Source organism: Candidatus Magnetobacterium casense (genome assembly GCF_019173545.1).
Lineage (GTDB): Bacteria > Nitrospirota > Thermodesulfovibrionia > Thermodesulfovibrionales > Magnetobacteriaceae > Magnetobacterium > Magnetobacterium cryptolimnobacter.
Genome location: NZ_JABXWD010000088.1, coordinates 1 through 11211, shown reverse-complemented (window position 1 = coordinate 11211; position 11211 = coordinate 1). Strand labels below are relative to the sequence as shown.

11 protein-coding genes are annotated in these 11211 nt (G+C 47.6%); 1 reads left to right on the top strand and 10 read right to left on the bottom strand.

The window, feature by feature from the left end; translation table 11 throughout:
• Positions 1–484: 484 nt before the first annotated feature.
• The 8 genes from HWQ67_RS06685 to HWQ67_RS06655 all read right to left on the bottom strand — a co-directional run bounded on the left by HWQ67_RS06685 (position 485) and on the right by HWQ67_RS06655 (position 7612).
• Positions 485–3136 (bottom strand): calcium-translocating P-type ATPase, PMCA-type, encoded by a 2652-nt coding sequence (locus tag HWQ67_RS06685; RefSeq protein WP_218251905.1) that lies wholly within the window; start codon positions 3134–3136, stop codon positions 485–487.
• Positions 3137–3254: 118 nt separating this feature from the next.
• Positions 3255–3710 carry a tellurite resistance TerB family protein gene (locus HWQ67_RS06680; protein WP_218251904.1) on the bottom strand — a complete coding sequence of 152 codons (456 nt, stop codon included), beginning with the start codon at positions 3708–3710 and terminating at the stop codon, positions 3255–3257.
• A 14-nt stretch (positions 3711–3724) separates the two neighbouring features.
• Positions 3725–3913, bottom strand: a complete 189-nt coding sequence (locus tag HWQ67_RS20435) for a type II toxin-antitoxin system HicA family toxin (RefSeq protein ID WP_425340706.1) — start codon at positions 3911–3913, stop codon at positions 3725–3727.
• Positions 3910–4125 (bottom strand): type II toxin-antitoxin system HicB family antitoxin, encoded by a 216-nt coding sequence (locus tag HWQ67_RS06675; RefSeq protein ID WP_218251903.1) that lies wholly within the window; start codon positions 4123–4125, stop codon positions 3910–3912. Before HWQ67_RS06675 ends, HWQ67_RS20435 begins: the two co-directional genes overlap by 4 nt.
• 7 nt (positions 4126–4132) lie before the next feature.
• The gene (locus HWQ67_RS06670) at positions 4133–4780 is read right to left on the bottom strand and encodes a potassium channel family protein (protein WP_218251902.1); all 648 of its coding nucleotides are present in this window, start codon (positions 4778–4780) and stop codon (positions 4133–4135) included.
• 233 nt (positions 4781–5013) lie between these two features.
• Positions 5014–6003 (bottom strand): HD-GYP domain-containing protein, encoded by a 990-nt coding sequence (locus HWQ67_RS20175; RefSeq protein WP_218251901.1) that lies wholly within the window; start codon positions 6001–6003, stop codon positions 5014–5016.
• Between the two features lie 68 nt (positions 6004–6071).
• Positions 6072–6869: a tetratricopeptide repeat protein gene (locus tag HWQ67_RS06660; protein WP_218251900.1), complete on the bottom strand. Its 798-nt coding sequence runs from the start codon at positions 6867–6869 to the stop codon at positions 6072–6074.
• Complete coding sequence (locus HWQ67_RS06655; protein WP_218251899.1) at positions 6839–7612, bottom strand: segregation and condensation protein A; 774 nt, start codon at positions 7610–7612, stop codon at positions 6839–6841. The genes HWQ67_RS06660 and HWQ67_RS06655 overlap by 31 nt, the downstream gene beginning before the upstream one ends.
• A 547-nt stretch (positions 7613–8159) precedes the next feature.
• On the opposite strand from HWQ67_RS06655, the gene HWQ67_RS06650 reads away from it, so the two are divergent.
• Entirely contained in the window at positions 8160–9068 is a 909-nt protein-coding gene (locus HWQ67_RS06650; RefSeq protein ID WP_218251898.1) for a respiratory chain complex I subunit 1 family protein, read from the top strand.
• A 134-nt stretch (positions 9069–9202) separates the two neighbouring features.
• Here the strand turns inward: HWQ67_RS06650 and HWQ67_RS06645 are convergent, their stop codons facing one another.
• Both HWQ67_RS06645 and HWQ67_RS06640 read right to left on the bottom strand, forming a co-directional pair.
• On the bottom strand, positions 9203–10270 hold the full coding sequence (locus tag HWQ67_RS06645; RefSeq protein ID WP_218251897.1) for a glucose-1-phosphate thymidylyltransferase: 1068 nt from the start codon (positions 10268–10270) through the stop codon (positions 9203–9205).
• A 149-nt stretch (positions 10271–10419) separates the two neighbouring features.
• Positions 10420–11037: a tetratricopeptide repeat protein gene (locus HWQ67_RS06640; RefSeq protein ID WP_218251896.1), complete on the bottom strand. Its 618-nt coding sequence runs from the start codon at positions 11035–11037 to the stop codon at positions 10420–10422.
• Positions 11038–11211: the final 174 nt, after the last annotated feature.

Sequence of the window (11211 nt, the reverse complement as noted above, 5' to 3'; positions counted from 1 at the left end):
GTACCACAATCAACCGTGGTTGCAAGGATTTAAGCCACTTTTATACCTGTGTAATATGGCATTGTTGCTATGCGTGAGCAACGTGACCACGTTTGAATGGAGTGCTACCCCGTATCGCCTGATTTACTTAAGCGAATCCAAGAGGGGGCTGAAACATCTAAGGCGCTCCCTCTGAAGTATCGCAAACTGCTTATAAGTACATGTCCATAATTAATAATAACAAGGTAATTTGACAATGTCATATTACAATATCTGCATGTTAAAGATGTCTGAACCACGATTTAACGGATTAAGTGATTATCAGGATTTATGTTTAAGAATGCCTTGTTCTTTTCTCCTGTGAATCTTTTAATCTGTGTAATCCTAGTTCAGACAATCCCTATGTTTACTTAAATATGACATTGTCAAAGTAATAGTTCACCCTTAAATGGATAGTGTATAAGGGGGCATTTCAGCCCCCTTGACGTACTCTATACTCTTACGCTCAATTGCCGCGCAGTGCCTTTCTGAGCAAATCCACCGGAATGATAACCGCCGACAACGCAAGTGGTACCAGCCACTCACTCGCAGACAATCCGACCGTTCTGAGGACACTGCCTCCAAAGTACGTAAAGATTATCTGAACGATGAAAATCAATCCCACCACCTTGAGGAAGTTGTTGTTGTCAAGGATGTGATCAAAGAGATTGAGCAACTCCGTCCTTACGTTGAACTTGTTGAAGTTGTGTATAAAGACAAAGAAGCCGAAGAAACCCGTCAAAAAGGCTGCGTCAGAACTGAACTGCCCTTTTATCAGCGCACTCTTTAAAAAGAGTATACATACAATCGTCGTAAACGTCCCATTGACGAGCACCGATGACCACATGTCTTTGCTTATGATGGACTCTTCTCGTTTTTTGGGTCTTTCGTGCATGTACCTCTGTAGTGCGGCTTCACCACCGAAGGCCAAAGCGGCAAGGGTGTCCATCACGAGGTTAACCCACAACAACTGCACCAGCGTAAAGGGCAGGTCAACGCCAAAGAACGGTCCCAGAAACGAGGTCATAATGGCCGAAAAACTCACCGTCAACTGAAACACTATAAACTTCCTGATGGAGTTGTATATGGTCCTGCCATACAACACGGCCTTTGTGATGGAGAGGAAGTTGTCATCGAGGATGACGATATCGCCGGCCTCTTTGGCCACCTCCGTGCCGCTGCCCATGGCAAAACCCACATCGGCCTTTGTCAGTGCCGGAGAATCGTTGACGCCATCGCCGGTCATTCCCACAACGAGGTTGAGGCCCTGGGCAATCTTTACAAACCGGCTCTTGTCCGTAGGCAGCGCCCTGGCCACCACCCTGAGATCGGGCAAACGTTGGGCGAGTTCTTCGTCGGAGAGTTTGTTTATTTCCTCGGAGGTCATGATGAGGTCGTTGGGGCGCTGCAGGAGGCCGATGTCTTTGGCGATGGCCTCTGCCGTCTCACGCTTGTCACCGGTTATCATGACCACCTGGATGCCGGCCTCGTGTGCCAACTGGATGGCCTCGGCTGATTCGGGGCGTATCTCATCCCTGATGGCTATCATCCCCAGGAGCTTTAGTCCCGTGGGCATGGAATCATCCGTTATGGGCTTTTCCGATATTGCCAGTGCTATCAACCTCATGCCTCGCCTGGAGAGTTCGTCTATTTTCTGCGCCAAGGCATCCGAGGATGCCTTGTTCATGTCAACGATGTGGGCGTCTTTGTCATAGTACCCCCTGCAGCCCGATAGTATGATCTCTGGGGCACCCTTAACGAGGGTATATACATTACCGGCCATGCTGACCTCCGATGCGGAGAACTTCTTGTCGCTGCTAAAGAGAATTGTCCGGTTCAGCTTGACGTTGTTGTCTTGCAACAGTGCTGAAAATATGTATCGCATCAGGGCCTTTTCCACGCGGTTGCCCCCAACGATCTCATTGACCTTACCCTCGCTGGTGTTGATGACGCAACTGGTGTTTTCCTTTATGGACAGGGTCAACAGCTTCCTGACTGGTGCCGGGACGCTATCAAAACCGCTGAAGCTGTTCGTATCACCCGTCATGAACTGCGACACCTCCATCTGTCCCTTGGTGATGGTGCCGGTCTTATCCGAAAACAGGATGTTGATGCTGCCTGCCGTCTCTATACCAAGGAGCTTTCTGACCAAGACCTTCTCTCTGAGCATCTTTCTCATGTTCATAGAGAGCACGATGGCTATCATCATCGGCAGCCCTTCGGGAACGGCCACCACGATAATGATAATGGCCAGAATCACGGCCGTAACGGCGTCGTGCATAAACGTCTGCCAATGCGAGAGGTAGGCGGAAATCCTGGCAGCATCAAATCCGTTGTCTATCAATATCTTCTTGAACAAGAAAGACAGGGCGATAAATGTCCCTCCAAAGTAGCCAAACTTGCTGATCCCCTCTGCCAGGACGTTGAGTTTGACCTGCAGCGGAGTATCTCTGTCCTCGGCGTCAAGCTCCTTTACGAGTTGACCGTACATGGATTTTTCCCCTACGACGCTGACCTTCATGACGGCCTCACCGTCCTCAATAACCGACCCTCTGTAGAGGGCATATGGGTCTGCCAGGTCGTTTAGCTCTTTTGGGATGTAATCGTCGGTGGGTACCTTTTTCTTTACGGGATCGGCTTCACCCGTGAGGGCGGCCTGATTGACGTTGAGTGTGCCCTCTGCCGCCACCAATGCGCCGTCTGCGGGGACCTTGTCACCGGGCTGCAGGAGGACGAAATCGCCCACGACTATGTCGTTGATGGAAATTTCGGTGATATGGCCGTTGCGAAAGACGTTTATTAGTATTTGTGAGGCCTCTTCCTGGAGGTTTCTGAAAGAGGTTTCGTTCTTATGCTCCGAGAGCGTGGCAACGGAGGTTGCTATTAAAACGGCCGCTGCTATGCCCACTCCCTCATACCACGCGGCAAAACCAAACACCGCCAGCACCGTAATAATCGCCAGTGCCACCAGCAAGATGATGATTATCGGGTCCTTAAAGTTGCCGATGAACTTCTCCCAAAACCCCTCTATCTCAGGGGGTGCCAGTTGATTTGAGCCATGTTGCTGTCTCGACCTCTCAACAGACTCAGTATCTAAACCGATATAGCTAAATTTCATGCTTTACTCCTTATAATAATTTCAAAGAAGCGGGAAAGAAGGGAGGCGGCTCCGCCCCTCCCTCAGACCCACCCCGCAAGGGGACCAGTCCCCTTGACCCCTTCATGCTCAATCCATTTTACAGGTCGAACTCTGCCGGGTTTATCCCAACGGCGTTACAGGCTTCTCTGACGATCTTTTTTTCACCGGGGTCGAAGTTGCCATCGGCCCCGCCAATGATGATCCCTACCTGGATGACCGCTCTGGCCTGGTCTTCCTTCTTTTTCAGCTTTGCTATTGTCTGGATTGCCTCGATCTTGCCAAAATCGAAGTCCTTGTTCAACTTGTCACAGTAGAGGTCGAACTTGTCCCTCAGCTCAGAGGCAGGAAAGACCTTTAGCATATCATTGGCCATGATAAAGGAGGCGGTTTTGTGTCTCTCCGCTGGATCAACACTGCCATCTGCCGCGGCAACAAGGGCACACATGGCCATTGCACCGTTTGCAAAGTCGGCGTTCTTAAACTGCGAAATCTTACCGCGCAGTGAGTCGTTCATCTGACTCATACTGCCTTTTAAGTTGTCCCAAAATCCCATGTCTTTTGTTCCTCCTACTTTATGTTAGGTATTGATAGGTTATTACATATCTTCTTTGCAAGCGAATTGCTAATTTCCATGTGTCTTGGAATCGCCTCTGCCTTTGCTGTTATTGGATTAACCCATATCGAGTGTGACGCACCCTCACGTTTAAGAATACAACCATATCTTCTTAAATGTTTCAAAAGGGCATTACGCTTCATGCAATGGTAATTATCTCTCTTAACGCATCATCCGGAACCCCTCGTAAAGCATCCTCTCTTCTGTCTTGCAGTATTAACGCAATGGCATCTGCAACGCTTTGTTTACACTCCTGCAATGTCTTTCCTTGTCCGTTAGCGCCAGGTATTTCAAGGCAATACCCTATATACCACTCATCCTCTCTTTCGATGATTACGGTAAATTCGTTGTGCATATTTAGTTTATCTCCTCTTTATATCTAATGAAATAGAAGTATTGTGTCCGAGATAAATGGCAAAACAAACTATCAATATTATAAGCCCGCAAAATACCTCATATATTGTCAGAACCTTGAGTATCCAATGTGTTGGTGCTATATCTCCATAACCTAATGTTGTAATGGTCACTCCACTAAAATATAAGCAATCCAATATATTATTAGGTGTGCGTGTAATTTTGATGTCTGTCCAAACAGATGTAAGTAACCAATAAATAATAGAAAAATTAATGGTTAATTCTAAATAACTTTTAAGAGACAGCTTTATCCTATCTTGAGAAGTAAGAGAGGTTTTTTTATTATTATTACCCAAACTGTCAATTGCATCTATGTAAAAACGATAAGAGAGCTGGTTACAACGAGAAAAAAAATACCATATCATTAATAGACTTTCTGTCATACTAAAATAATCTATGATTAAGAAAATGACCACAGATGTTACAGATATTATCATGGCGACAGTGCTGATTTTTTTTATCATTTGCTCTTTAGATGTTTTGGATAAAAAGCTTGACAATAATTTATTTAAACGCCCTTCTAATAAAGAGCTTGAGCATACTTGCGTTGGAGACAGCAAAAACATCACAATATCCAGACATTGACTTTTCTTCATGTTTAAAATTATACAATCTCTCACAATATTCTGTCAACGTCAGAGATACGCCTACCGCATATTTAATTTGTCTGCAATAAGCGGTAGCACCACAATCAACCGTGGTTGCCAAGATTTAAGCCACTTTTATATTTTCGTAGTATGGCATTGTCACTGTGCTTAAGCGAGCTGACCACGCTGGACTGGAGCGCTACCAGACAAAGTCCTTCCTGATTCTTTTTCTTCTTAGGGGTTCACGACGAAAAGAGGAGGACAAACTTGTCAAAAAGTTCCTTGTGGAAGTGGTCAATCATTTGTTCCTTCATGAGTCTGAGGGCGTCATAGGGCGACATGGACGGCTTGTAGGATCGCTGTGAGGTCAGGGCGTCATAGACGTCGGCAATGCAGCCGATGCGACCATAGAGGTGTATGTCGTCGGCTTTGAGACGCTTGGGATAGCCGGTGCCATCTGCCCGCTCGTGGTGCTGCAGGACGATGTACCTGCACTCCTGCGTGAGCTGATTTGTCTCCGACAGTATCTTGTAGCCTTGATAGGGGTGTGCGCGCATCTTCATCATTTCCTCTTCCGTCAGCTTGCCGGGTTTGTTTAATATCTCCGGGGCCACCCTCACCTTGCCAATGTCGTGGAGAAAGAACCCGGCTCCAAGCTCGTGCATGTCATGGACATCAGAGCCTTTAAAGAGCGCCTTTGACAACAGGATCGACAACAGACCAACGTTTACAGAGTGGGTGTAGGTGTAGTAGTCATGGCTGGTTATCTGCAACAGGTTGTGGGAGGTCAGGTCATCGGAGACTATTATGTCAACAATGTGGTTGATACCCTCCTTTGCGGCGGAGATGTTTTTTGCCCGCGGGTCATCCAGCAGTCGCGCCATGATGGTCGTGGCCGAGTTGTAGACAACCCTGGCCTTTTTATCTGCCGATAGCGTGGTATCTCTAACCGCCTCCCGCAGCTCATCAGGTACCAACGTCTCCGGTTCCCAGGTTTTCGGCACCTTAAAGTTAGCCGGAACGTCATGGCTAAGGGTTTCAACAACGGTAACAGGCACTCCCTTGGCCGTATCTACGTTGACCTCGCCGATGCCGGACTTGATGATTTTGCTTATATCACCCTCGTCCTTGAGGACGAAACTGCTTTTCAAAAACGGATGATTAAACCACGATGTCGGCAGAATCACGTACATACCAACTTTTAGATCATTGACCTTTATCTTCTTTAGCACTTAGACCTCCTTTATTCAGTGTCGCCTTGTCCCTGACGCTGAACACAATGCCCCCCAAGGGTGTTTTCTTAATAGTTTAGTATCTCCAGGAAATCGGTATAGTCTTTTTGCTCCTGCTTGCTTGCCTTAAGGCTTTTTCTGGTAAAGTCCTCATACGCCTTTTTCACGTTGCCTGCATAGACGGGATCGAGCTTTATTGCCCTGAGCAGGTACACGGAGGCATCACCGTAGTGACCTATGGCGTTTTCTGCCAATGCCAACCCGTACAGTGGTGTCTGACTGGTATCATTGCGTTTGACGGACTCGTCAAAGGCACTAATGGCCTCGGTATATTTTCCCTGCCTGTACTGTGCATATCCGAGGTTATTGTAGGCCTTATCGGGAGTGGCGTAGAGGGGGTTCTTAAGGGCGTCCGAAAAGGCTTCCGAGGCCTCCTTCCACTTGTTGAGCTTCACGTAGACAAGGCCAAGATTGTTATATGCCTCCGAGTACTTGGAATCGGAACGTACGGCCTTCAGCAGAGAGCGTTGTGCCTGATCGTAGTCCTCCAATTGTAGGTAGACAAGGCCAAGGGCGTTGAGTGACTCCTTGTCATTGGGATCAAGCTCCAGGGCCTTCTTGAACTCGACAAATGCACCCTGGATATCGTTTTCGTGTAACTTGGCAACACCTATGTTGAAGTGTGCCTTTACCTGTTTTGCATTATTTGATGTTGCACAGGCGCCAAAGGCGATTAACCCCACAAACAAGCATGACAGCATACTGTACCGCATAAAGCACCGCCTGAAGTGGCAGGCGTTAAATCTTCTCCACGGTGCCGTTAAAGTGCGTCGTGTTATTGTTTTCCGTGTCGTTTTTTTATCCATATCTCTCCAAAGTCCATCTTTTGATATATGTATATATACCCCCCTTTGAGCATTTCAAGGAGCGCTAGAAATGTCACTATTATGTTTAACCGTGTTACTTCCCCGGCAAACAGGTCATTAAATTCTATCTGCCTGCCACTGGCATCTTCAAGTCTTCTTATTATAATAGCAATTTTATCATCTATGGTCAAGGTGTCTTTAGCAATGTGTACTGCACTTGGAGGTTTGGTCTCAAATACGTTCCTGAAGGCTTCAAACAGGTCATATATGTTAAGATTGACAATGGCATAGTCTGCCGTTGCCTCTTGTCCCTCAGCGTCGTCATCCCCCGGGGTGGATTCTTTGCAGCCGGCAAATGGTTCCTTGATAAATACGGATTCCCATTTCTCTTCTATTTCTCGCAGAGAGAAGGCGGCCTCCTTAAAGGACTGATACTCGATCAGGCGTTGTACAAGCTCCAGGCGAGGGTCTTCTTCCTCTGCGGCCTCCTGCTCCTGCACGGGCAAGAGCATCCGTGACTTTATGTAGATCAGCGTGGCTGCCAGTACCAGAAAGTCACCCGCTATGTCGAGGTTCAGCTCCCTGATGACCTCCAACTCCTGCAGGTACTGTGTGGTTATAAACGCTATCGGGATATCGTATATGTCTATCTTGTTTTTCTTGATCAACGATAATAACAGATCAAGGGGGCCTTCAAAAACCGCCAGCTTGATCCGATACGCTTCCGGTGTTAACTCATCCACGTGGGAGGGGCTCCTGTAGCATCTGTAATTTGATGAAAAATAGTATCAGGCATATTGTTTGTAGTCTTTATTAACTATATCGATGTCTAGTTCCTCCAATTTTGATTCATATGCCTATGTAACAGTCTATCACCTCTTGAAATATTTTGCAATAATTATTTTCTACTGCCCTTCTACCATGCTTTTTAAATAGGGACACGAGGGATAAGCAGAAGAGCATAAGTAGCTATAACGTAATTCACCCAATTAAGGAAAGAAAGGGGCGGCTCCGCCCCCCTTCAGACCCCCCCGCAAGGGGAGGGGTGAGCCACCCCCGGGCACGAAGAAGTCCCCTTGACCCCATAAGGCTGGTGATGTTATACATGTTTATGCTCTCTTACTTAGCAGGTGTATCTTAATTGGAGGGTATACCTCTTGATATTGTAGGATTTAATATGCTAGTGTATTTGAGAGATCAAAAATATAAACAAGGGGGCAACAATGGAGATAAAGAAGTATTTTAGTTGTATCAGGACGAGAATACGGGGGATGGCAGTTCATTAAAGCGATGACAGAGTTTTTCAGATACGTGTTGATGCTTTTGCTGTCGGTGGTCGTTGTTGGGGTCATTGGCAAGGTGAGGGCCGTGTACTGTGGCAGGTATGGGGAGCCGGTATTGCAGCCAGTGTGGGATATTGTCAAGCTCCTGCGACGACCACACCGACTGCTCAATCCAGATGTTTCATGGGTCTTTCGACTTGCCCCGTCAGTGGCGCTTGCAACGGTGATGTCTGCCGCTGTCGTGGTACCCACTGGCAGCGGTGGAGCAACCGCCGGGGCGTTGATGGCCTTTAACGGTGATTTCCTGTTTTTTGCTTATACTATTGCCCTGGGAAGGTTTTTTGTCGTCCTTGCCATCCTTGACACCAACAGCAACAGCGGGGCATTGGCAGCGGGCAGATACGCCTACATTGCCGCACTGATGGAGCCTGCATTTCTTATGATCATGGCTGTTGTGGCGATGCGCACCGCCAAGGTGTCCTTCGTTGAGTTCTGCCAAAACACAGCCCCCGTTGCCACCATATGCGCCGTGGTAGTCCTCATGGTATCGGCCACTGTAGAGGCGGGCCTGATGCCGGTTGACGATCAGACAACCCCCGATAAACTCACCATGCTCAACAACTCAGCCCCGTTACACTACAGCGGCGTTGACCTGGCCATGATGCGTGTGGCCACAGCCCTGAAACTTACCATATACGCCTCTCTTGCAGTTACCATGCTGATGCCGCCGACAACATCTGCTCTTGCGGGTATCTCCCTGTATGTGGCGGGCATGTTGCTGACAGCCGTTGTCATAGGTGTGGTAGAGTCCCTCTGTGTGAGGCTCACTACGGCACATGTCGCACAGTTCATCGTAGGGACAACGGCTGTTGCCTTGATAGCCCTAGCCGTTGCGGCCTTTGGCAGTAGCAGGTGAGTTGTATGGTAAAATGGGGGTCAAGGGGACTGGTCCCCTTGCGGGGGGTTCTGAAGGGGGGCGGAGCCGCCCCTTTCTTTCTTGCCTTAAAGTATAGTCACCATGAAATATAAAGAGGATAGCCATCTCTCAAATTACACCTCGACAACGGAATCATCGCTGATCGACAGTCTCAGGGCATTGGGACCGTCGGGGTTTTTGACCACCCTGGTATTTCTGCCCAGCAGGCTGTCCTCAAGCCTCTCGATGCCCTCGATCACGGAGTTGTTGAGTATCACCGAGTGTTCAATGCCGGAGTTCTTTATAGAGACACCGTCGCTGATACTGGTAAAAGGACCTATAAAGGCGTTTTCGAGGGTTGAATCTCTGCCCACCCTGACGGGGCCTCTGATTTTGCAGTTTATGACTTTGGTACCCTCGGCAATGGTGACCCGTCCCTCTATGGTGCTGAGGGCGTCCACGTTGCCCCTGATGCTGTGTTTGGTGTACTCGTCCAGGACAATGGTGTTTGCTTTAAGCAGGTCGTCCTTCTTGCCGGTGTCCAGCCACCAGCCGGTGAGCACCTGACTCTCTACTTGATGCCCCATGTTTAAAAGCTCCTGAATGGCATCAGTGATCTCAAGCTCACCCCGATGAGAGGGCTTTATACGGGCAATGGCGCTAAATATCCTGTTTGAAAAGATGTAGACCCCCACCAGTGCCAGATTTGACGGTGGCTCCTGCGGTTTCTCTATCAACCTTGTGACATTGCCTGCGGTGTCCAGGCACGCCACGCCAAAACGCCTGGGGTCATCGACCTCCTTGAGGAAGATGAGGGCATCGGGTCTGCCCTTGTTAAAGCGCTCGATGGCCTCCCGCACCCCCTGACTGAGGAGATTGTCGCCGAGGTACATCACGAAGTCGTCCTGCCCCAGGAAGTCCTTGGCCATGAGCACCGCATGGGCAAGTCCTGCCGGCTTTTCCTGGACGATGTAGTGCGTCCGCACCCCCCACTGACTGCCATCGCCAATGTACCCCCTGACCTCATTGCCAGTCTCAGGGGAGATGATAACCCCCACATCCCGTATGCCCGCCTCCGCTATGTGGTTCATTACATAGCCCAGGATTGGTTTGCCGGCCACCGGTACCAGTTGTTTAGCAATTGTGTGTGTCAGGGGTCTGAGTCGCGTGCCCTGTCCCCCGCTTAGTATCAGTGATTTCATATCGTTATATCCTTATTAGGTTGCATTTTATCTTTCCTTTTTGACTTCTCCTGTTTTTTCGTGCCATTTGGCCTTATCTGCCGGTTTGGTTAAGTTACCACCTACGCCCCAACTCAGCTACCTGGGGCGCTGCTATTGAACAACTTGAGCTAAGGCTTTAGTTTAGCTATATTGTCGCGAACGATTTTGGTATGTGGATGGTCAATACCGTAGAAGGTCTCAAGGATGTTTAAAGCCTTCTCGTAAAATTCAAGGGCTTTACATTTCTCTCTTAGCTCATCCCAAGCGCTACCTATATTGCTATAATCTATGCCCACGTCAGGATGGTTTTCTCCATAAATAGCCGTGTTAATTTCCAACGCATATTCAAATAACGCAAGCGCTTCTTTCTTTTGGCCTAATTCATACCAGATGCTTCCAATACTGTTGTACTCTCTTGCCACATTAGCATGTTTTTCTCCAAATATATTCTTATCTATATATAAAGCTATGTATAAACATTCAAAGGCTTTATCGTACTCACGCAAATCAAACCATACTAATCCGGTGATATGTTTTAACTCTGCCATCTTAGCATGAAATGCACCATATTTATCGACACATATTCTGATTGCGCGTTCAAAGGAATTTATAGACTTCTTAAATTGTCCTATGCTTTTTAAATACTTTCCAAGTCTTTTTAATAAATCTAACTTTATTGGATTTTCATACCCATATATATCAACCGCATAATTTATTACATCGTCGTAACATTGAATCAATTCCATATAATGCTCTGAACATTGAAATGCGTCGCAGCTTGTTATCTTATCTTTTAAAACAATCATTTTATTTTGACAATGTCATATTTAGGATCGTAGCACATCTATTCCATTATTGTCAAGTTTTTTCAAGCGACTTTTTGTGGAACTTGCTCGGTTAAAAAACTTGTCGTTAATTTG

What these genes read in the sequence shown, in the direction of transcription:
- HWQ67_RS06685 (WP_218251905.1), bottom strand. Translation starts at nt 3,136, where the DNA reads ATGAAATTTAGCTATATCGGTTTAGATACTGAGTCTGTTGAGAGGTCG.
- HWQ67_RS06680 (WP_218251904.1), bottom strand. Translation starts at nt 3,710, where the DNA reads ATGGGATTTTGGGACAACTTAAAAGGCAGTATGAGTCAGATGAACGAC.
- HWQ67_RS20435 (WP_425340706.1), bottom strand. Translation starts at nt 3,913, where the DNA reads ATGAAGCGTAATGCCCTTTTGAAACATTTAAGAAGATATGGTTGTATT.
- HWQ67_RS06675 (WP_218251903.1), bottom strand. Translation starts at nt 4,125, where the DNA reads ATGCACAACGAATTTACCGTAATCATCGAAAGAGAGGATGAGTGGTAT.
- HWQ67_RS06670 (WP_218251902.1), bottom strand. Translation starts at nt 4,780, where the DNA reads ATGAAGAAAAGTCAATGTCTGGATATTGTGATGTTTTTGCTGTCTCCA.
- HWQ67_RS06660 (WP_218251900.1), bottom strand. Translation starts at nt 6,869, where the DNA reads ATGGATAAAAAAACGACACGGAAAACAATAACACGACGCACTTTAACG.
- HWQ67_RS06650 (WP_218251898.1), top strand. Translation starts at nt 8,160, where the DNA reads ATGACAGAGTTTTTCAGATACGTGTTGATGCTTTTGCTGTCGGTGGTC.
- HWQ67_RS06645 (WP_218251897.1), bottom strand. Translation starts at nt 10,270, where the DNA reads ATGAAATCACTGATACTAAGCGGGGGACAGGGCACGCGACTCAGACCC.
- HWQ67_RS06640 (WP_218251896.1), bottom strand. Translation starts at nt 11,037, where the DNA reads ATGGAATTGATTCAATGTTACGACGATGTAATAAATTATGCGGTTGAT.